Genomic DNA, 21832 nt, shown 5'->3' on the forward strand with positions numbered 1-21832 from the left:
AAGGGAGAGAGCATGAACCACATCTATCGTCGTATCTGGAGCAATGCAAAGCAGTGTTGGGTGGTCGTGGGCGAGCTGGTAGCAGCGCGTGGAAAGCCACGAAGCACCTTGATTCATCGTCGCGGGACCGCACTGGTTGTCTTCATCGCACTGGCCGGTGCGGTGGACAGCGCGAATGCGGGTCTCGATGTCGGTTGTTCGGGTGACAACGGGAACATCCGGCACTGCATCCCATTTATGGGTGTATGGGATCCAAAGATGTCGACGGGCTATGCCGATATGAGTTTGGATGTGACGAACTCGATGGCGATCGGTGCGGGGTCCAGAATATACGGAAGCTATTCATTCGCCTTCGGTCAAGGCGCACGGATCGAGAAGCGGAACAGTGTCGCGTTTGGATACCACTCTACATCTTCCGACGTTGACAGCGTGGCGATCGGTTACACGTCGCGCACCGGCAGCAATGGGGGTCACAATGTCGCAATTGGGGCCAAGGCCTTTGCCGATTACATTGGCGCAACCGCTTTGGGTAACAGCTCAACGGCTCGCGCTGAGAATGCTGTCGCCATTGGAAGCGGCGCCTCGGCCACCGCATCGAATGCGGTCGCCATTGGTGCCAACTCGGTAGCCAATGGAAGCAACACAGTATCGGTGGGAAGCAACAGCATTAAACGAAGGATCGTGAATGTCGCATCAGGCAACATTTCCTACGGTAGTGCGGATGCGGTCACCGGTGGTCAGCTGTATGAAACAAATCAGAATGTAGCATCGGCGCGAAGCACAGCGGATTCGGCTTACTCGACCGCCAGGGCGGCCAGGACTGTTGCCGATACGGCGAAGTCCAATGCGGACAATGCCTTGTCGAAAGCCAATGTGCTTTCCGGCCTCCTGAGCCAGACGGCTGCCTCGGGGAACGTTCGCCTAGGTGCAAGTAACAGCGGAACCGTGCTGGACGTCCGCAACAGCGCCAGCGCCAATCGCAGGATCACGGGCGTGGCGGATGCCACGCTAAGCACGACGAGTACGGATGCTGTGTCTGGCAAGCAGCTCAATGCCACCAACACCAATGTAACGGCCGCACGGTCCGTCGCCGACTCCGCCAAGACCAATGCCGACAGTGCGCTGGCAAAGGCCAATACGCTCTCCGGCCTTCTGAGCCAGACGTCTGCTTCGGGAAATATCCGTATAGGCGCAAGCAACAGCGGCACCGCACTGGACGTCCGCAACAGTGCCAGCGCCAATCGCAAGATCACGGGCGTGGCGGATGCCACGCTGAGTACGTCCAGCACCGATGCTGTGTCAGGCAAGCAGTTGAATGCCACCAACACCAAGCTGGCAGATGCACAGCGCGTCGCAGACGCGGCAGCCGCGCGCCTGAACGCATCCGCCCCGGCTATCGGGCTGGCGGCAGAGGCGGAAGGGAGCGGAAGCACCGCCAGCGTAGCGATGGGGCGCTCGGCGAAGGCCTACAACACCAACAGCATCGCAGTTGGTGCAGATGCTCGGGCCGGTGTCGACGCCAACGGCGACAAGAGCGCTGCCACCGGTGCAGTTGCTCTCGGTGCTGCAACGCGCGGTGGCAATGGCGCGGTGGCGGCAGGCCTGCGTGCTTCGGCAGTGGGTGATCGCGCCGTGGCCGTAGGCAATGATGCGACGGCCGCGGCGACCCATGCCGCCGCGCTGGGCTACAAGGCAGATGCGAGCGGCAATCAGGCCGTCGCCATTGGCCGGGAGGCCGCCGCATCGGCCTTGTATTCGACGGCGCTTGGCAATCTTGCAAAGGCGGGTGCCGAAAGTGCCGTTGCGTTGGGCGACCGCGCCCTGGCATCGCACACGGGAAGTGTCGCTCTGGGCAACGGCTCCCAGACCACCGGCATCAATCAGGTCTCGGTCGGCAGCTCCAGTATCAAGCGCAAGATCGTCAACCTGGCGGATGGCGCTGTCAGCAGCAGCAGTACCGAGGCCATTACGGGCAAGCAGTTGAATGAAACAAATGGCCGGGTAACGACTGCACAGAATGCCGCCAACGGCGCGCAGACCACCGCCAATGCCGCACAGGTTGATGCCACCAAGGCCTTGGCTGAAGCCACCGTTCTGGGTGGGCTGGTCGGGCAGGTTTCGGCCACGGGGATTGTCCGCTTGGGTGAAAAGAACAGCGGCACCGTACTGGATGTGCGGAATAGCGCGAATGCGAACCGTAAGCTGACCGGCGTGGCGGATGGCGTGGTCAGCGCCGGCAGCTACGAGGCTGTCAATGGCAGGCAGCTCAATGCCACCAATGAGAAGGTGGTGGCTGTGGAGGGCGTGGCCAGCTCTGCAGCTGCGGACGCGACCCTGGCAAAGGTGGATGCGGCCAAGGCGCTGGCCGAAACAGCGGTTCTGGGTGGGCTGGTGGCGCAGGTCTCCGCCTCTGGCGATGTTCGTTTGGGAGAGAAAAACAGCGGTACGACCCTGAATGTGCGTAATAGTGCAAATGCCGACCGGACGATCAGTGGTGTGGCGGATGGATTGCTGAGCGCAAGCAGTGCTGAGGCTGTGTCCGGGAAACAACTGTATTCAACGAATGGGCGCGTCTCAGATCTAGAGGATGTCGCGCAGTTTGTGAGTATCGGATCAGCTCCCTTCAATGAGCGCGCACAAGCCGGTGTCGCAGGTGTCGCGGTCGGAAATTCTTCCAAGACGGGACTAGATGGGGGAACCGCGGTAGGCACGTTTGCGGAGGCGATGGGGAAGAACTCCACCGCAATTGGTCGAGCGGCAGCTGTTTCTGAAGGTTCCGAGAATGGATTCGCCATGGGGGCAGGTGCACAGGTTGGCGGAGACGCTGGCGGCGCGTATGCAGGTGTGGCGATTGGTGCTAGCGCAAGCGTTGAAGGTGGTGCTCATGGCTCGCTGGCACTTGGAAATGGCTCGCTAGCGGATGAAGAAGGAGTTGCGTCATTCGGGGGCGTCGGCATCCAGCGCCGTCTCGTGAATATTGCCCGAGGCACTGCTGACCACAACGCCACCACCGTCTCCCAGCTCAAGGATTCCCTCGCCACGCTCGGCGGAGGCGCAGGCATGGATGCCAATGGCAACATCATCGCCCCGACCTACGCGGTGCAGGGTGGAACGCAGAACACCGTCGAGGATGCACTGATGGCACTCGATGGCGCTGTCATCACCGCGGGCCGACGCGCGGACAAGGTGGAAGGTCAGCTCAGCTCGATCTTCCAGGATTCGCCGTCGGCCCGTGCCGATGGCATGAACCAGATCACGCTGAATGGCGTGAATGGCATGGTGCTGACCAACCTGGCTGACGGCCGAGTGGCGCCAGGAAGCCGTGATGCCGTAACCGGCAGTCAGTTGTACGCCGCAGAGCAGAAGATCTCGCAGAATCGGAATGATCTGGAGTCGATGCGCAAGGAGCGGGAGATGGGCGAGCAGGCGATGCGTGGATTGGATGCGAGCGTCATCGACTACGGTGGTGCGCGTTTGACTGGCGTGGCCGAGGCGAAGTTGTCGGCTGATAGCTCGGATGTTGTGCGCGGGAGTCAGCTCTATGAGACCAATGGTCGACTCGATGCACTGGAAGATGCTGGTCAGTTTCTCAGTGTGGGTACAGGTCCCACGACTGGTCGCGCGGAGGCCGGCCGAGCCGGGGTCGCGCTTGGCATCCTTGCAAAGGCGGGCACCGAAGGAGGAACTGCGATTGGGTCACGCTCTCTTGCGTTGGGGGTGAACTCGGTGGCACTTGGGCGGGGATCGACCGTCTTCAATGGGTCCGATTTCAGCATTGCCATTGGGACGGGCGCGGAAGTCGGAACGTATGATGGTGGAACCGCGATTGGTGGGATCGCTCTCGGCATCGGTGCGAGGGTTCGGAATGGTGCCGACGGTTCGATGGCGCTTGGGTTCGACTCGTATGCGACCGAGGTAGGAGTTGCATCGTTCGGTAATGGTGAGATGAAGCGCCGCCTCGTAAACATCGCCAACGGCACCGCAGACCACAACGCCGCCACAGTCGGCCAGCTGCGCGGTGCACTCTCCGCCCTCGGCGGCGAAGTCGATGCCAGCGGCAACATCGTCGGCCCCAGCTTCAACGTGCAGGGCCAGTCCCAATCCACCCTCAACGGCGCATTGGAAGCGCTCGACGGCGCCGTGGTCAGCACCACCTCGCGCGTGAACCAGGTCGAATCCCAGCTCCGCTCCGTGTTCCAGGAAACTCCCTCGGTACGCGCAGACGGTGCCGCCCAGCTCATCCTGGCCGGTGCCAATGGCATGGTCATTTCCAACGTGGCCAACGGCCTGATCGCGGCCGGCAGCCGCGATGCGGTCAATGGTGGCCAGCTGCATTCGATGCAGCAGCAGATCAACGGCCGCATGGATGGGCTGGAGCAGCGTATCGACGATCATCCGCAGGCCCGCGCCATGGCGGCGGCATCCACACCTTCGCCGTCCACCGAAGAGATCGCGCCGACGCCGGAAACCAGCGGCTCGCCGCAGATCGCCTCTACCGGTGAAGGTGACAAGCCGACGCCGCAGCCGAAGCCGAAGCAGGACGACACGCCCAAGCCGCAGGTCGACACCGCCGACCTGGAAAAGATGCTGGCCCGGGCCAACGAGTACACCGATGGTGCGATCAGCACCTTCGAACGCCGCCTGGACAAGATGGACAAGCGCTTCAACCGCATGGCGGCGATGAGCAGTGCGCAGAGTGCGATGGCGATGAATACCGCCGGCCTGGCTACCTACAACCGCCTGGGTGCGGGCGTGGGTTACAGCGAGGGTGAGTCGGCGATGGCGGTGGGCTACCAGCGTGTGCTGAACGAGAAGGGTTCGGCCACCTTCAGCCTCAATGGTGCGTTCACCAACAGCGGTGAGCGCAGCATGGGCGTCGGCGTGGGCATCGGCTGGTAAGCCGTGCAGCCCCGGCGTGGTGCGCGTAATGAACCCCGCCGCGCCGGGGTCCTTGCCGAGGAGATGGCAATGTATCGATGGGTAAGCCGATTCATCAGCTACCGCACGTTCTATCTGTGGCGGGCGCGTTTCTACTACTACACCCGCAATCTGGATCGCTGGGTGCAGTTCACCTTGTTGTGCCTGGTGGGCATGGTGCTGGTGCTCTGGTACCACTGGCGGGTGGCGAGCGTGCCGCCACCGCGCGTGCATCCGGAGGCCGCCGCGCTGCGCGTGGACAACATCACCCAGGAAGCGATCCACCGCATCGTGCTGGTGCGCCATGGCGGCCCGACACCGGGCGAGCCGTTCACCACGCCGGAAGACGTCCGCGCGGGAACGCTGCGCACCCTGCGGGTGCGACAACTGCTGGACAGTGAGAGGGTGTGGCAGCTGAAAGCCCACATGCTGGCCGACATGGCGGCGTACATCGAAGCCACGGGCAGCTGCTTCCCCTTCCCATGCTGGCAGGTGAGCCACCGGCTGGAGCTCATGCGTGCGGCGGAGGCGGAGAACGCGGCCATCAACCGGGGGCTGGAGCCGGTGCTGGAGGTGCCGTTGGACAGGATGCCCAACCTCAACGGCGGTGAGCGCGCGCGGATACAGACGGCGTGGTCGGACCCGTTCGGCGATGTCTACAACCAGACTTGGTTGCTGGGCGATCTGCAGAACATGCACGCGCGGATGATGATGGCGTACCCGCAGCGGGTGGGAGCACCGTGGCTGATGCGCCTGCTTGGCGATGAGCCGGAGGAGCAGCACCATGATGTCTGGTAGGGCAGCGCGCCTTCTGTAGAGCCGAGCCATGCTCGGCTGCTCTTGGGCCAGGTGTCCGCATGCCTGATGCATCGTGCGGACCAACGGTCCGCACCCACCAGAAGAAGGAAGCAGGCAGCGCGCCTTCTGTAGAGCCGAGCCATGCTCGGCTGCTCTTGGGCCAGGTGTCCGCACGCCTGATGCACCGTGCGGACCAACGGTCCGCACCTACCAGAAGAAGGAAGCAGGCAACGCGCCTTCTGTAGAGCCGAGCCATGCTCGGCTGCTCTTGGGGCAGGTGTCCGCATGCCTGATGCACAGTGCGGACCAACGGTCCGCACCCCAAGGTCGGCGCAACCGTCACCCCCCGATATACGCGGTGATCTCCGCCTGGGCCAGCAGCTGCCGCAACTGTGCGACAGACGCGCGTCGCATCGGCTTCTCATCCACCGGCGACAAGGGCGCCTGGCGCAGGGCGTCATACGGCAGCACGGCCAGGTCGAAGGTCAGCTCTTCGGCGCTGAACACCCACACCGGTACCTCCAGGCAGCGTTCGCGGTCCATCCGCAACCGGCGCGTCCGCGATTCGGCGGGAATGCCGTGTTCGTCGAGGAAGCGATGCACGGCTTCCGGGTCGTCGCTGTGCAGGTGCAGCTGCACGGGGCTGTTGGCATCGGCGGTGCCCTCCAGCACCGGGCCGGCCAGGCGCGGTGCGAAGCCGTGCAGGAACTCCAGCGCACGCAACGCGGCTTCGCGGCGGCGCTGCAGTTCGTTGCCGTGCTGGGGGCCGGAGAACAGCCGCTGGTACTCGCGGAGGGCGTCTTCGATCTCGGTGTTGCGGGGCAGGGAGGCATCGTCGTGGATGCCGAGCCGGCTGGCGGCCTTCAACTTGGCCTGGTGGTAGTCGCGGATGCCGCCTTCGGCCATCAGGCGGGCGGCTTCGTGGGCGAGGCGATGGCGCCGCTCGCGGGTCTGGCTGGCAGCATGCTGACGGGCGCGATGCATGCGATGACTCCTGTTGCGACCTGGCTACAGACTAGCGCAAGGATGTGACATCCGCGTGGGTATTTCATGGAGGCGAGCAAGCGGGTGTCGTTGATCCTGTAGAGCCGAGCCCATGCTCGGCTGCTCTACCGCAGGCGCCCGGAGCCGAGCATGGGCTCGGCTCTACAGCCGCATGGGTGCCAACTCACCGTTGGCACCCACCAGAACCTTCCTCAGAAGATATCGAACGCGGCGGCGTCGGCCTGCGGCGTATTGAGGTTCAGGTCGTAGTCGGTCAGGCGGTCCATGTCTTCCACCTTCACCCACTCGGTCGCGCCGTTGAGGGTGGCCTGGACCATGCCGCTGGGCGGGTCGTTCTGCGCGATCGGGGTGTCCTTCAGCGCGGTGCGCATGTAGTCGATCCAGATCGGCAGGGCGGCCTTGCCACCGTATTCGCGGTAACCCAGCGAACGGAAGTCGTCGCGGCCCACCCACACGGTGGTCACGTACGGGCCACCGAAGCCGGAGAACCAGGCGTCGCGGTGGTCGTTGGTGGAGCCGGTCTTGCCGCCCACGTCCTCGCGGCCGAGCACCTTGGCCTGAACGCCGGTACCGCGCTGGACCACGTCGCGCATCATCGATACCAGCTGGTAGGCGGTGCGGGCGTCGATCGCGCGCGGGGCAGTGCGGGCATCCGGGTTGGCCGGTGCCGCCGGGGTTTCGACCTTGGCTTCGGCCTTGGCGGCGGCCGGGTCCACCTTCGGGGCCGGAGCGCCGAAGTTGAAGCCGTCCACCACCTGGTTGACCGGCTGGTCACTGCTGCCGGCGCAGTCGCGGCAGGCCAGCGCCGGGTTTTCCTTGAACACCAGGTTGCCGTCGCGGTCATTGACCTGGTCGATCAGCCAGGTGTCCACGCGCGAGCCGCCGTTGGCGAACACGGCGTAGCCGCGCGCCACCGACAGCGGGGTCAGCGAGGCGGTGCCCAGCGACATCGACAGGTTCGGCGGCAGCTCCGATTCGGCAAAGCCAAACTCGCTGATGTACTTGCGTGCGTAGTCCACGCCCATGCCATCGAGCAGGCGCACCGACACCAGGTTGCGTGACTGCACCAGCGCTTCGCGCAGACGCATCGGGCCGCGGAAGCCGCCGCCGTCGTTCTGCGGGGCCCAGGTCTTGCCGCGGCGATCGCGGAACACGACCGGGGCGTCGAGCACGATCGAGGCCGGGTTGTAGCCCTTGTCGAAGGCGGCTGCGTAGACGAACGGCTTGAAGCTCGAACCCGGCTGGCGGCGGGCCTGGGTGGCGCGGTTGAACTTGTTGCCGGAGAAGCTGAAGCCACCCACCAGCGCCTTCAGCGCGCCGCTGTGGGCATCCAGCGAGACCAGCGCGGACTGGCCGCGCGGGATCTGGTCCAGCAGCCACTCGCCCTCCTTGGCCCCGGCGCGCACGCGCACGATGTCACCGCGCTGCACCAGCTTGCCCGGGGTCTTGTTGGTCCACTTGGCGGCGCCGGCCGGCAGCACGATCTCGCTGCGGTTGGCCAGCACCACGGTGGCGCTGCCGTCGGCGCCGGTGCTGGCGACGATCGCCGGCAGCAGGCCGGCCTGGCCGTACATGCCGCGCAGGTGCTCGGCCAGGGCGGCGGCGTCTTCGCCGGCACCCACCTGCACCTGCTTCTCCACGCCGTGCCAGCCGTGGCGGTGGTCGTACAGCAGCAGGCCGTCGCGCACCGACTGGTTCGCGGCGGTCTGCAGGGTGGAGTCGATGGTAGTGGTGACGTGATAGCCCTTGTTGACCACGTCGCCGCCGAAGCGGGCGATCATCTCCTGGCGCACCAGCTCGGCCACGTACGGAGCATCGACCTGCACCGGCGGCTCATGCGCGGTGGCGTGCATCGGCACGGCCTTGGCCGCGTCGGCCTCGGCCTGGCTGACGAATTTCAGGTCGGCCATGCGCTGCAGCACGTAGTTGTCGCGGCGCTGGCGGGCACGCTCCGGGTTGGAGATCGGGTTGCCCGACGAGGGGAACTTGGGGATGCCGGCCAGCGAGGCCATCTCATCCAGGTCCAGCTCGTTCAGTTTCTTGCCGTAATAGAACTCGGCGGCAGCGGCCACGCCGTAGGCGCGGTTGCCGAAGAAACTCTTGTTCAGGTACAGCTCGAAGATCTCGTCCTTGCTCAGCTCGGACTCGATCTTGCGCGCCAGCAGGATCTCGGCCAGCTTGCGGGTGTAGCTGTACTCGGAGCTGAGGAAGAACTGGCGGGCCACCTGCTGGGTGATGGTGGAGCCACCCGGCACGCGCTTGTCGCTGGTGGTGGCCAGCAGCCAGACCGCCCGGCCGATGCCCATGTAGTCCACGCCGCCGTGCTCGTAGAAGCGGGCGTCCTCGGTCGCCAGGAAGGCCTGCTTCAGCTTCTCCGGCACGTCCTTCATGGTGATCGGGGTCCGCCGGGTCTCGCCGAACACCGCCATCAGCTTGCCATCGGCAGCATAGACGTACATCGGCTCCTGCATTTCCACGTCGCGCAGGGTCTGCACGTCGGGAAGCTTGGAGGAAACGGCGTAGTACAGACCGCCCACGGCGGCCGCGCCGATCAGCGCCAGGACCAGGACAATCAAGAAGATCCAGCGCAGCCAGCGGCGGAGTCGAGTCATCGGGTTCAGATTCCGATTGCGAATTTCGTGGTCGCAGAGTATAGATTACGCAAGGTGCCGGCTGGGGTCGGCACCGGGGAGCGCAAGGGGAACAGTCAGGGGCTGCATGGTGAATCCGTGAAGGAATTCACAGCAGGGCCGTTGCCATTTGCTAAGAATACGTTATTAATGCTTGGGCGCAGGTCTTGCGTCCAAGTGCCCGTCGGCAGGGGAGAAACCGTGGGGCTCATCCCAAAAAGTCAGTCGCCGCTCGTAGGCGTCGACATCAGTTCGACTGCGGTAAAGCTTTTGCAGCTGTCCCGCAGCGGCAATCGTTTCCGCGTGGAACATTACGCTGTGGAACCTCTGCCGCCCAATGCGGTGGTGGAGAAGAACATCGTTGAAGTGGAGGCCGTGGGTGAGGCCATCCGTCGGGCGATGAACCGTTCAGGCAGCAAGGCCAAATTGGCCGCTGCCGCCGTCGCGGGGTCGGCAGTGATCACCAAGGTGATCCCGATGCCGGCCGATCTCGACGAAAACGACATGGAAGCCCAGATCGAGCTGGAAGCGGTCAACTACATTCCGTATCCGATCGAGGAAGTGAACCTGGACTTCGAGGTGATCGGGTCGATCCCGAACAACCCGGAGATGGTCCAGGTGCTGCTGGCCGCGTCGCGTTCGGAGAATGTCGAGCTGCGCCAGTCCGCGCTGGAACTCGGTGGCCTGCAGGCCAAGGTGATGGACGTGGAGGCCTTCGCGGTCGAGAACGCCTACGCTCTGGTCGCCAGCGAGCTGCCGGTATCCATCGACGGCGTGGTCGCGCTGGTCGACATCGGCGCCACCATGACCACGCTCAATGTCCTGCGCGGCGGCCGCAGCCTCTACAGCCGCGAGCAGGTGTTCGGTGGCAAGCAGCTGACCGATGAGATCATGCGCCGCTACGGGCTGAGCTACGAGGAAGCCGGGCTGGCCAAGCGCCAGGGCGGCCTGCCGGAAAGCTACGAGATGGAAGTGCTGGAGCCGTTCAAGGAAGCCACGGTCCAGCAGATCAGCCGCCTGCTGCAGTTCTTCTACGCAGGCAGCGAATTCAACCGCGTCGATCACATCGTGCTGGCCGGCGGCTGCGCCGTGCTCGGTGGCCTGCCGGAGATGGTCGAGGAACAGCTGGGCGTGCCGACCGTGGTCGCCAACCCGCTGGCGCAGATGACCCTGGGGCCGAAGGTGAACGCGCATGCGTTGGCCCAGGATGCCCCCGCGCTGATGATCGCGACCGGTCTGGCGCTGAGGAGCTTTGACTGATGGCACGCATCAATCTATTGCCCTGGCGCGCCGAGCGGCGCAAGCAACGCCAGCGCGAGTTCTACGCAATGCTGGGCATGGCCGCCGTCGGTGGCCTGCTGCTGTCGCTGATGATCTGGTTCTACTACGACCGTCAGGTGAGCGGCCAGATGGACCGCAATGCCTATCTGGAAGCCGAGATCGAGAAGGTCAAGGAACAGAACAAGGAGATCGACCGCCTCGACGCGCAGAAGGAACGCCTGCTGGCGCGCAAGAAGGTGATCGAGGAGCTGCAGGCCAAGCGCTCGCAGATGGTCCACCTGTTCGACGCGCTGGTGCGCACCATTCCCGACGGCGTGGTGCTGACCGCGCTGAAGCAGGAAGGGGATGTACTGACGCTGGAAGGCCGCACCCAGTCCAACGCCCGCGTTTCGGCCTACATGCGCAACCTGGAGACCTCCGGCTGGATGACCAACCCGGAGCTGTCGATCATCGAAGCGCGTGACCCGGAGAAGGACAAGGACGGCAAGGCCGGCCCGCTGGCCGACATCAAGGCGCTGCCCTACGTGTTCGTGGTCAAGGTGAAACTGCCGGCACAGAGCGAAGAGGTGTCGGCGACGCCGGGCCTGAACGCCGATGGCTCGGTGGCGACGGCTGCCCCGGCACCGGTGGCACCGTTGGCCGCAGGTCCGGATGCCGCGACGCCTGCGGCCCCGGCAGCGGGCCAGCCGGCAGCAGCTCCCGCCGCACCGGCCACTGCACCGGCCACGCCGGCCAAGCCGAACCAACCGGCCGCTCCGGCCGCCGCGCCGGCCCCGGCACCTGCCCCGAAGCCTGAGGGCAGCCGCCTGGCGCAGCCGCCGCAGGCCTTCAATGCGCTGCTGCAGGGGGACCGCGCATGAGCCAGAAGATCGACATCAAGAACCTGGATTTCAACGACATCGGCAACTGGCCGCAGAAGGCCAAGATCGTCTTCTGCTCGTTGCTGGCGCTGGTCATCATGTTCGTGGCGTGGATGCTGCTGATCAGCGGCAAGCGCGAAGAACTGGCCGGCCTGGAATCGAAGGAAGTCGAGCTGCGCACCGAGTTCACCAAGCAGCAGGAACGCGCGGTGAACCTGGGGCCGCTGAAGCAGCAGCTGGCGCAGATGGAGCAGGTGCTGCAGCAGATGCTGCGGCAGCTGCCGAGCAAGACCGAAATGCCCGACCTGATCATCGACATCTCGCAGACCGCGCTGTCCAGCGGCCTGACCAACGAGCTGTTCGAGCCGGAGCAGGAGCAGATCAAGGAGTTCTACGCCGAGAAGCCGATCAAGCTGCGCATGGTGGGCAGTTACCACCAGTTCGGCGCGTTCGTCAGTGGCGTGGCCTCGCTGCCGCGGGTGGTGATCCTGACCATGCATGACATCAACCTCAAGCCCAAGGAAAAGACCGGCGGCAACGTCCGCAGCGGTGCACTGGAACTGTCCGGTACGGTCAAGACCTACCGCTACCTGGACGAGACCGAGGTGCAGGCGCAGCAGGCGTCCGACGCTGGCAAGGAGGGCAAGAAGTGATGCGCGCGCAGACCGTACGTGGTGCGATGGTGCTGGCTGTGCTGCTGCTGGCTGGTTGCGGCCGTGGCGTGACCAGCACGCCCGGCGACGCACCGAACCTTGAGAAGTGGGTGGAAGGCGAGCGCGCGCGACCGGCGCAACCGCTGGAGCCGCTGCCGGTGATGCAGCAGTTCGAGACCTTTGAATACTCCGCGCAGGGCATGCGCGATCCGTTCACCGATGCCTGGACCAATCCGCAGCAGGGGAACGGCGGATTGCGACCGGACCCGAACCGGCGCAAGGAGCCGCTGGAAGGCTTCCCGCTGGATGCGCTGGACATGGTCGGCACCATCGGTACCGGCGCAGGTACCGTGGCGCTGGTGATGGGGCCGGACAAGGTCACCTACCGGGTTCGCCCGGGCGGTTACCTGGGGCAGAGCGACGGGCGGGTCACGGCGGTCTTCGAAGACCGCGTGGAGCTGATCGAACTGGTGCCGGATGGCGCGGGTGGCTGGCTGGAACGGCCGGCAACGCTCTCGCTTGAAGATCAATGATCGTTTACTGGGGATAGCACGATGACCTTTCACCAAGCCAAGGGGCTGCGTCCCATCCGGCGCTCTACCTTGAACCGTGTCAGCGCGCTGGGAGTCGCGCTGATGCTGGCCTGCGCTCCGGCGCTGGCTGCCGCACCGGCGGAAAAGCCGGTGGGCGCCACCGTGGCACCGGCCGCCGCGCCGGCGGGCCTGTCGGTGGCCAAGATCGATTTCAAGCGTGGCGATGACGGCGCCGGGCGCCTGATCGTGCAGTTCGACGGGCAGGGCGCGATCCCTGACCTGCGCACGCAGGGCAACAGCGTCGTGGTCGACGTCGGCAATGCCCGGCTGCCGGCCAACCTGCAGAAGCCGATGAACGTCACCGACTTCGCCACGCCGGTACAGCGCATCGACGCCAAGCCGTCGGGCGCCGGTACCCAGCTGGTGCTGAGCACCGGTGGCGCGGTGGAGTCGCTGGCCTACCAGAGCGGCAACGAATACGTGGTCGAGATCAGCCCGCGCCAGGCCCAGGCCGCCGTGGGTGCGGTCACCGCCGGCAGCGTCACCCAGGCGGCCAAGGCCGTCGGCCAGCGCGGCTTCACCGGCAAGCCGGTGACCTTCAACTTCCAGGACGTGCCGGTGCGCACCGTGCTGCAGTTGATCGCCGAGGAGTCCAACCTGAACGTGGTGGCGTCCGACTCGGTGCAGGGCAACGTGACCCTGCGCCTGGTCAATGTGCCGTGGGACCAGGCGCTGGACATCGTCCTGCGCGCCAAGGGCCTGGACAAGCGTCGTGACGGCAGCGTGATCTGGGTGGCGCCGCAGGCCGAACTGGCCAAGTTCGAGCAGGAGAAGGAAGACGCGCGCATCGCCATCGAGAACCGCGAAGACCTGCAGACCGACTACATCCAGATCAACTACCACAGCGCCACACAGATCTTCAAAGCGCTGACCGAGGCCAAGGGGATCGGCGGCGGCGGTGGTGGTGGCAGTGGTGGTGGTTCGGGCAACTCCTCGCAGGAAGACAGTGGCTTCCTGTCCTCGCGTGGTCGCATCGTGGCCGACGAGCGTACCAACACGCTGATGATCAGCGACATCCCGAAGAAGATCGCGCGCATGCGCGAGCTGATCAACGTGATCGACCGCCCGGTCGACCAGGTGCTGATCGAAAGCCGCATCGTCATCGCCACCGACACCTTCGCCCGCGAGCTGGGCGCGAAGTTCGGTGTCAGCGGCAGCCGCGACAATGTCTATTTCAGCGGCAATCTCGAGGCCAACCGCTTGACCCGGGAATCGCAGGTCAAGTCCGCGCAGGACAACGCCAAGGCCGAGCGCGACTGGATCGCCGGTGGCCGGGTGGGCCCGGCTCCTGTCCCGGTGGGCTCGACCATCACCCGTGGCCTGAACTGGAACCTGCCGGTGGCTGCCGCCAGCAACCCGGGTTCGCTGGCACTGTCCATCCTCAATGCCGGTTACCTGCTGGACGTGGAGCTGTCGGCCATGCAGCAGGAGTCGCGAGGCGAGGTGATCTCCAACCCGCGCGTGGTCACCACCAACCAGCGCGAAGCGATGATCAAGCAGGGCAAGGAAATCGGCTACGTCACCATCAGCGGTGGTGGCGCTGGCGGCGTCGCGACCCCGAACGTCCAGTTCAAGGAAGTGGTGCTGGAGCTGAAGGTCACCCCGACCATCACCAACGACAACCGCGTGTTCCTCAACATGCAGGTGAAGAAGGACGAAGTCGACCAGCTGATCCAGCTGGAGGGCTACGGCACCGTGCCGTCGATCAACCGTCGCGAAGTCAACACCGCGGTGCTGGTCGAGGATGGGCAGACCGTGGTGATCGGTGGCGTCTACGAGTTCACCGATCGCAACAGCATCAGCAAGGTGCCGTTCCTGGGCGACGTGCCGTTCCTGGGCAACCTGTTCAAGAAGCGCGGTCGCAACAAGGACAAGGCCGAACTGCTGGTGTTCGTCACCCCGAAGGTGCTGCGCGTGGCCAAGCAGAACTGAGCCCGCGCCTCCCGCGAAACGAAGAAGGGCCGCCCCGTGCGGCCCTTTTTCGTTTGGGCTGGCGGCATGCACGAAGCAGATCCATGCCCGGTGTGGACGGCTGTTCAGCGGTTCTTGATGCCAATCGCAGGGCACCCTGCGATGATGTCGGGAACCCGTGCCGTCCTGCGCCGGTCAAAGGCCCCCATGAACCTGCCACCGCCGATGCCCGAAACCGTCTCGCCGCCGCCCGCGCCGGCCACCTCCCGCCTGCATGCGGCGTTCACCCAGCTGCGCGACGCGCTGTCGGCCGAGATCGTCGGCCAGGCGGCACTGGTCGAACGCCTGCTGATTGCATTGTTGGCCGACGGCCATCTGCTGGTGGAGGGCGCGCCGGGCCTGGCCAAGACCACGGCGATCCGTGCACTGGCCTCGCGCCTGGAAGCAGACTTTGCCCGCGTGCAGTTCACCCCCGACCTGCTGCCGGCCGACCTCACCGGCACCGAGATCTGGCGCCCGCAGGAGGGCCGCTTCGAGTTCGTGCCCGGCCCGATCTTCCACCCGATCCTGCTGGCCGACGAGATCAACCGGGCACCGGCCAAAGTGCAGTCGGCGCTGCTGGAGGCCATGGGCGAGCGCCAGGTCACGGTTGGCCGCCATACCTATGCGCTGCCGCCGCTGTTCCTGGTGATGGCCACGCAGAACCCGATCGAGCAGGAGGGCACCTTCCCGCTGCCGGAAGCGCAGCTGGACCGTTTCCTGATGCATGTGCGCATCGGTTACCCGGACCAGGCCGCCGAATCGGAAATCCTGCGGCTGGCCCGTGAGCGTGCCCGTGGTGCATTGGGCGAGGCTGCGCCGGCGCCGGACAAGATGCCGATGCAGGACGTGTTCGACGCCCGCCGCGAAGTGCTGGACCTGCACATGGCACCGGCACTGGAGCGCTACCTGATCGAACTGGTGCTGGCCTCGCGCGATCCCGCGCGCTACGACGCCGGCCTCGGCCGCCGCATCGCCTGGGGGGCAAGCCCGCGCGGTTCCATCGCACTGGAGCGCTGTGCCCGTGCGCGGGCGTGGCTGGCCGGCCGTGACTTCGTCACGCCCGACGACGTGCGTGCAGTCGCCGCCGACGTGCTGCGCCATCGCGTGCTGCCCAGCTATGAAGCCACCGCCGAGGGCTGGGACGGCGAGCGCCTGGTGCAGGAGCTGCTGGCCCGGGTGCCGGCACCCTGAGCCTGCGCATGACCGATCCATCCCTGGAACAGGCACCGTCCGCGCTCGAAGGTGACGGGCTGCGCCCGCAGCTGGCCGAACTGGTCGCGCTACGGCGGCTGGCACAGCGTCCGCCGCCGCCGCGCCGTGGCCGCACCGGCAACGCGGGCCAGGCACCGTCCCAACTGCGCGGCCGCGGCATGGAATACGCCGAGTCGCGCGAATATGTAGCTGGCGACGACGCGCGCCACATCGATTGGCGCGTGACTGCGCGCACCGGCCGCGCCCATACCAAATTGTTCCAGGCCGAGCGCGAGCGGGTCAGCCTGATCGTGGCCGATACGTCGCCGGCGCTGTACTTCGGCACGCGCGTGCGCTTCAAATCGGTACAGGCCGCCCGTGCCGGTGCGGTTGCCGCGTGGTCGGCGCAGCGCCGCGGCGACCGCGTGGGTGCGCTGCGCGGCAGTGACCGCGAAGCGCCGATTGCCCCTGCGGGCGGGCCACGCGGCGTGCTGCGCGTGCTCGACGCGCTGACCCGCTGGTATGCACAGCCGCCGGTCGACGATCTGGGCCTGGCGCGTGCACTGGATCATGCCGGTCGCGTGCTGCGCCCGGGGGCACGCATGCTGGTGCTGGCCGATCCGCAGCAGGCCATCCGCATTTCGCCCGCGCGCTGGAGCGCGCTGGCCCAGCATCACGATCTCAGCCTGGTGCTGCTGGTTGATCCGCTGGAACTGCATCCCCCCTCGGCGGCGCTGCAGTTCCAGACCGCACAGCAGCGCATCGGCCTCGACCTGCGCCGCAGTGAAGTGCAGGCGCATTGGCAGGCACACTTCGTCGAACCGCTGCAGGAACTGCGGCGCCAGCTCGGCGCACGCCGTGTCGATGTGCAGGTGCTGTCCACGGATGCGCCCAGCGACGCGTGGCTGGCGCCATCACCGACCGAGGTGCCGGCGTGAGCGCCGCGCTGCCGCTGCGCGATGTGCAGTTGCCACCGGCACCTTCATGGTGGCCGCCTGCCCCCGGTTACCTGATGGTCGGCGCGGCGGTTGTGCTGGTGCTGTTGGTGATCGCCGTGCTGATGTGGCGGCGTCGCCGTCGCCGCCAGCGTTGGTTGCAGCTGTTCGATAGCGAACTGGCAGCCACCACCGACGCTGCGGCCGAACTGGCGGCCATTGCCGGATTGCTGCGCCGTGCCGCACGCCGTGCAAAGCCGGGCAGTGAATCGCTGCGCGATGATGCCTGGTGGCAGCGTGTAGACCCCCAGGGCACGTTGCCCGGTGCGCGTCGCAGCCTGCTGGCCGAAGGCGCGTATCGCCCACGCGTCGACAGCAGCGACGTGGCGGCCGTGCGCAGTTGGGCCCGCGAGCGCTATCTGGCGATGCTGCTGGAGCGCCGCCGATGAACCTCTGGACGACCTATTGGCCATGGCCGGACCTGCAGCTGGCATGGCCACTGGCATTGCTCGCGCTGCCGTTGCCGTTGCTGATGCGCTGGTGGAAGCGCCGTGCAGAACCGGGCGCCGCGCTGCGTGTGCCCTACGCCGCCGCCGAGCTCGAAGCGCTGTCCGGTGGGGGCCGCGTCGACGTGTCGTGGCTGCGCACGCTGCTGCTATGGCTGGGCTGGTGCGCGCTGTGCATCGCGCTGGCACGGCCGCAGCAGCTGGGCGAAGCCATCACGCCGCCGCAGCAGGGCCGGCAGATGATGCTGGCGATGGACGTGTCCGGCAGCATGGGCGAGGGTGACATGGTGCTGGGAGCCCAGGCGGTTGATCGCCTCACCGCGGCCAAGGCCGTGCTGGCCGACTTCCTGGATCGTCGTGCCGGCGACCGCGTCGGCCTGCTGATTTTCGGTGATCGCGCCTACACGCTTACGCCGCTTACCGCAGACCTGGCCAGCGTGCGCGATCAGCTGCGCGACAGCGTGGTCGGCCTGGCCGGGCGCGAGACCGCCATCGGTGATGCCATCGGCCTGGCAGTGAAGCGCCTGCGCAGCCAGCCGGAGGGACAGCGCGTGCTGATCCTGTTGACCGATGGTGTCAGCAACGCCGGTGTGCTGGAGCCGCTGCGCGCCGCGGAAGTCGCGCGCGCCGAAGGCGTGCGCATCCACACGGTTGCATTCGGCGGTGATGGCAGCATGCGCCTGTTTGGTATCCCGATTTCCACCGACCAGGATCCGGTCGATGAGGCCACCCTGAAGAAGATCGCCAGCATGACCGGTGGCCAGTTCTTCCGCGCGCGTGACACCGCGCAGCTGGCCGGGATCTACGCCGAGCTCGATCGCCTGGAGCCGGTCGCCGCGAAGGGGCCGAGCCTGCGTCCGCGCGAAGAACGCTATGCCTGGCCGTTGGGGCTGGCGTTGCTGCTGGGCGTGCTGGCCTGGCTGTGGCCGGAGCGTCGCCGATGATCGCGTTTGCTTCGAATCTCCCCGATTGGAGCGCATTGCACTTCCTGCGACCGGAGTGGTTGTGGGCGCTGCTGGCGTTGCCCCTGATCCTCGCGCTCGCGGTGTACCGGCAGCGACGCAGTGATGCGTGGCGGCAGGCGGTGGACGCACACCTGTTGCCACATCTGCTGGCCGCGGGCGCGAAGCGGCGAGTGCGCCTGCCATGGGCGCTGCTGCTGGGCTGGACACTGGCATCGCTGGCCATGGCCGGGCCGAGCTGGCGCCAGCAGGCACAACCGATGTTCCAGGCCAGCGCACCGCTGCTGGTGGTGCTGGACCTGTCCAGCCGGATCACGGCAACCGATCTTCCGCCGTCGCGCCTGCTGCAGGCGCGGGCGAAAGTGGGCGAGCTGCTGCGCGCGCGCCAGGGCGGGCAGGTGGGGCTGGTGGTGTATGCCGATGATGCCTACACCGTGGCGCCGCTGACCGACGACGGCAGCAATGTTGCGTTGTATCTGGATGCGCTGTCGCCGGACGTGATGCCGCGTGATGGCCAGCGTGCCGACCGCGGCATCGACTGGGCGACACGCTTGATGCGGCAGATCGGCGCGTTGCAGGGGCAGATCCTGCTGGTCAGCGATCAGGCGGACAGCGAAGCTGCACTGGCGGCGGCGCAGGCACGCAGCCTGGGCCTGCAGGTGTCGGTGCTGGGCCTGGGCACGCCTGCCGGTGCGGCGTACCGCGATGGCAATGGGCAGATCCGCCAGGCCGCGCTGGATGAGGGCAGCCTGCGTGCAGTCGCCACTGCCGGTGGCGGCCGCTATGCGCGCATCTCTGCCGATGACGGCGATCTGCGTGCGCTCGGTGTACTCGACGCGCGCGACGGCACGGCGGCGCAGCGGCCGGGCGAAGGCAAGCAGTGGCGTGACGAAGGCTTCTGGTTGCTGCCGCCGGTGATGCTGCTGGCATTGCTGGCCTTCCGCCGTCGCGCGGTGCTGGCTGCGGTGCTCGCGGTGGGTCTGCTGCCATGGATGAATGACGCGCAGGCGCAAGCCCCTGCGACGCCTGTCTCGCAGCCGGCGCAGGGCACGCTGTGGAAGCGCAGCGACCAGCTGCAGCATCAACGCCTGGCCGAGGGGGTTCAGGCCTACCGCAAGGGCGACTTCGCCACTGCACGCAGACAGTTCGAAGGCATCGACAGCGATGCCGGTTGGTACAACCTGGCCAACACGCTTGCACGCGAAGGCAACTACGACGAAGCGATCGCCGCCTACGACCGCGCACTGGCGCTGCATCCGGGCATGGCCGATGCAGTGGCCAACCGCGCCGTGGTCGATGCCGCACGCAAGCGCAGGCCATCCGGGGGCGGCCAAGGCCAGGATCAACAGAAGCCACCGCAGAACGGGCAGCAGAAACAACCGCAGGGCCCGCAGGGCCAACAGAACCCACAGGGACAGCCGAAGCAGAGCCAGCAGCAACCCGGCCAGGGCCAGCCGCCGTCGGGCCAGCAGGGCCAGCCCAAGGCGGGTGACAACAACGCGCAGTCGGAGCCTCAGCCTGGCGAACGTGGCCGCGATGGCCAGCAGGCACCACCGCAGGTGGAAGATGCCAAGGCGCAGGCGCAGGCCGATGAACAGCAGCGCCAGCGCATGCAGCAGGCGATGCAGCAGGCACGCGAGGGTGAGGCCGGCAAGGGGGGCAAGCCAGTGCCGGGTGGTGAGGGCCGCACGCCGCGCCAGCGCGAGGAGCAACAGGCGGTGGAGGCATGGATGCGGCGTGTGCCGGATGATCCGGGCGCATTGCTGCGGGCCAAGTTCCAGCTGGAAAACGAACGCAGGAAGAGGGAAGGGCGATGACGCGGTCGATCAACATGCACGGGCACTGGCCTCGACAGGTACTGGCGGCGCTGCTGTTGTGGCTGCCGCTGCTGGCCTGGGCGCAGCCGCGCGCGTGGCTGGACCGCGACCGCATCGCGATGGGCGACACGGTCACGCTCAATGTCGAGAGCGACCAGGGCGCCCCTGACTTCACGCCATTGCGCACCGACTTCGACCTGAGCGGGCAGACCAGCAGCCGCCAGGTGGAATGGAGCAATGGCAGCATGCAGCAGCGCAACCTGTATGGCGTGGCGCTGACACCACGACGTAGTGGTGCGCTGGTGGTACCGGGCCTGCAGGTGGGCAGTGTGCGCACCGCACCGCTGACGCTGCAGGTCGATGCGGCCGCCGTGGCGGGGCCCGACAGCAATGCGATGGCCTTCATCGAAACCGTTGTCGATGACGATACGCCGTATGTGCAGCAGAGCGTGGGCGTGGTGGTGCGGCTGTACTTCGCCTCGCAGCTGGCCTCCGGCGAGCTGGTGCTGGATACCCCGGCGGGCGCGTCGTTGCAGCGTGTGGGCGACGACCGCACCGATGTACGCCAGGTCAACGGGCGCCGCTACAACGTGGTCGAACGGCGTTTCCTGCTGATCCCCGAGCGCAGCGGCGCGTTGCGCCTGGCCGGTGCCCGTTTCAGTGGGCGCAGTGCGGGTGGCTTCTTCGACGACTTCTTCGGCGGTGGCGATGGCCGCATGAATGCCACCGGCGCAGACCGCACGCTGCAGGTGCAGGCACAGCCGGCGCAGGCCCCGCAGCCGTGGCTGCCACTGCAGAGCCTGCAGCTGCGCTACACCAGTGCGCCGACCAGTGCCCGCACCGGTGAGGCCGCCAACGTGGTGGTCGAAGCGGTTGCCGAAGGCGCGACGCGCGCGCAGTTCACCGACCTGCCGGTGCCGGATGTCGGCACCAATGCGCAGGTGTTCGCCGAACCGACACAGTACGAAGAGGCCTTCAACGGCAGCACGCCGCGCCTGAAGATCACCCGCCGCTATTCGATCGTGCCGCGCCAGCCGGGTTCGCTGGTGGTGCCGGGGCCGCGCCTGCCCTGGTGGGATGTGCGTAACGGCAAGGCGCAGGAGGCGAAGCTGCCGGACCTGACGCTGGCCGTCGCGGCCGGCACCGGCACCGGCACTGCCTCACCGGCGCCATTGCCGCCGATCGACACCGATGCCGCGCTGCCGGGCGCCGATGGCCAGGACAGCCGCATCGCCGCGACCGATCCGCGTGCCAGCGGCCTGTCCGAGCGTCCGTGGCCGTGGATGGCGGCGGCCATCGGCCTGGCGTTGCTGTGGCTGCTGACTCTCCTGTGGGGCTGGCAGCGAGGTCGGCGCCCGCGCGCAGTGGCGCCTGTAGCGGGCAAGCCCTCTGTGCCGACTGCGGCGGGCGGGCGTGCCGGCCTGGCAGAACTGCGCCGCGCGCTGGATGGCGAGGGCTTCGACCAGGTGGAAGCACAGCTGTGTGCGATGGCTGGTGTGGAACGCATCGAGCAGGTCATCGCGCGGCTTGGGGATGCAGCCCAGCGTCAAGTGCTACAGGACCTGCAGCAGGCGCGGTGGGGCGGGCAGGGGGATCTGGCGCCGCTGCGCACGCGCCTGCGCGAGGTCTTCCGTGACGGACCGCACTGGTCGGCGGCTGCGGGCACCGCCGACACTGACCTGGCGCCGCTGTATCCGCCGCGGCGAACCTGAACCGGCGCCGCTTGCGCGC

Annotated in this window: 15 protein-coding genes; 13 read left to right on the top strand and 2 right to left on the bottom strand. The window is 66.9% G+C overall.

The window, feature by feature from the left end; all coding sequences use genetic code 11:
• The first annotated feature begins 12 nt into the window (after positions 1-12).
• Both ACUVWL_RS00655 and ACUVWL_RS00660 read left to right on the top strand, forming a co-directional pair.
• Positions 13-4899, top strand: a complete 4887-nt coding sequence (locus tag ACUVWL_RS00655) for an ESPR-type extended signal peptide-containing protein (RefSeq protein WP_445978743.1) — start codon at positions 13-15, stop codon at positions 4897-4899.
• A gap of 69 nt (positions 4900-4968) precedes the next feature.
• A complete protein-coding gene (locus ACUVWL_RS00660) occupies positions 4969-5715 on the top strand; it encodes a hypothetical protein (RefSeq protein ID WP_445978744.1) in 747 nt (248 codons plus the stop codon).
• A gap of 339 nt (positions 5716-6054) precedes the next feature.
• On the opposite strand, the gene ACUVWL_RS00665 is transcribed toward ACUVWL_RS00660, so the two are convergent.
• Together ACUVWL_RS00665 and ACUVWL_RS00670 are read right to left on the bottom strand one after the other, a co-directional pair.
• Entirely contained in the window at positions 6055-6699 is a 645-nt protein-coding gene (locus ACUVWL_RS00665) for a hypothetical protein (RefSeq protein WP_111206040.1), read from the bottom strand.
• 212 nt (positions 6700-6911) lie between these two features.
• Positions 6912-9332, bottom strand: a complete 2421-nt coding sequence (locus ACUVWL_RS00670; protein ID WP_046432301.1) for a penicillin-binding protein 1A — start codon at positions 9330-9332, stop codon at positions 6912-6914.
• Between the two features lie 219 nt (positions 9333-9551).
• Here ACUVWL_RS00670 and ACUVWL_RS00675 point away from each other — a divergent pair, with 219 nt between their 5' ends.
• The 11 genes from ACUVWL_RS00675 (at position 9552) to ACUVWL_RS00725 (ending at position 21813) form a co-directional block, all read left to right on the top strand.
• Positions 9552-10610 carry a pilus assembly protein PilM gene (locus ACUVWL_RS00675; protein WP_014038321.1) on the top strand — a complete coding sequence of 353 codons (1059 nt, stop codon included), beginning with the start codon at positions 9552-9554 and terminating at the stop codon, positions 10608-10610.
• Positions 10610-11491 carry a PilN domain-containing protein gene (locus ACUVWL_RS00680; RefSeq protein WP_014648259.1) on the top strand — a complete coding sequence of 294 codons (882 nt, stop codon included), beginning with the start codon at positions 10610-10612 and terminating at the stop codon, positions 11489-11491. Before ACUVWL_RS00675 ends, ACUVWL_RS00680 begins: the two co-directional genes overlap by 1 nt.
• Entirely contained in the window at positions 11488-12144 is a 657-nt protein-coding gene (locus ACUVWL_RS00685; protein WP_014648258.1) for a type 4a pilus biogenesis protein PilO, read from the top strand. The genes ACUVWL_RS00680 and ACUVWL_RS00685 overlap by 4 nt, the downstream gene beginning before the upstream one ends.
• On the top strand, positions 12144-12677 hold the full coding sequence (locus ACUVWL_RS00690) for a pilus assembly protein PilP (RefSeq protein ID WP_005418914.1): 534 nt from the start codon (positions 12144-12146) through the stop codon (positions 12675-12677). The genes ACUVWL_RS00685 and ACUVWL_RS00690 overlap by 1 nt, the downstream gene beginning before the upstream one ends.
• A gap of 21 nt (positions 12678-12698) precedes the next feature.
• Complete coding sequence (locus tag ACUVWL_RS00695) at positions 12699-14669, top strand: type IV pilus secretin PilQ (RefSeq protein WP_032962161.1); 1971 nt, start codon at positions 12699-12701, stop codon at positions 14667-14669.
• A gap of 186 nt (positions 14670-14855) precedes the next feature.
• Positions 14856-15881 carry an AAA family ATPase gene (locus tag ACUVWL_RS00700; RefSeq protein ID WP_014648255.1) on the top strand — a complete coding sequence of 342 codons (1026 nt, stop codon included), beginning with the start codon at positions 14856-14858 and terminating at the stop codon, positions 15879-15881.
• A gap of 8 nt (positions 15882-15889) precedes the next feature.
• Entirely contained in the window at positions 15890-16819 is a 930-nt protein-coding gene (locus ACUVWL_RS00705) for a DUF58 domain-containing protein (protein WP_134809232.1), read from the top strand.
• A complete protein-coding gene (locus ACUVWL_RS00710) occupies positions 16816-17265 on the top strand; it encodes a DUF4381 family protein (RefSeq protein WP_197606527.1) in 450 nt (149 codons plus the stop codon). Before ACUVWL_RS00705 ends, ACUVWL_RS00710 begins: the two co-directional genes overlap by 4 nt.
• On the top strand, positions 17262-18266 hold the full coding sequence (locus tag ACUVWL_RS00715; RefSeq protein WP_014648252.1) for a vWA domain-containing protein: 1005 nt from the start codon (positions 17262-17264) through the stop codon (positions 18264-18266). Before ACUVWL_RS00710 ends, ACUVWL_RS00715 begins: the two co-directional genes overlap by 4 nt.
• Positions 18263-20101, top strand: a complete 1839-nt coding sequence (locus tag ACUVWL_RS00720; RefSeq protein WP_445978745.1) for a VWA domain-containing protein — start codon at positions 18263-18265, stop codon at positions 20099-20101. The genes ACUVWL_RS00715 and ACUVWL_RS00720 overlap by 4 nt, the downstream gene beginning before the upstream one ends.
• Positions 20098-21813 (top strand): BatD family protein, encoded by a 1716-nt coding sequence (locus tag ACUVWL_RS00725; RefSeq protein WP_445978746.1) that lies wholly within the window; start codon positions 20098-20100, stop codon positions 21811-21813. The genes ACUVWL_RS00720 and ACUVWL_RS00725 overlap by 4 nt, the downstream gene beginning before the upstream one ends.
• Positions 21814-21832: the final 19 nt, after the last annotated feature.

The organism is Stenotrophomonas muris (assembly GCF_052751275.1).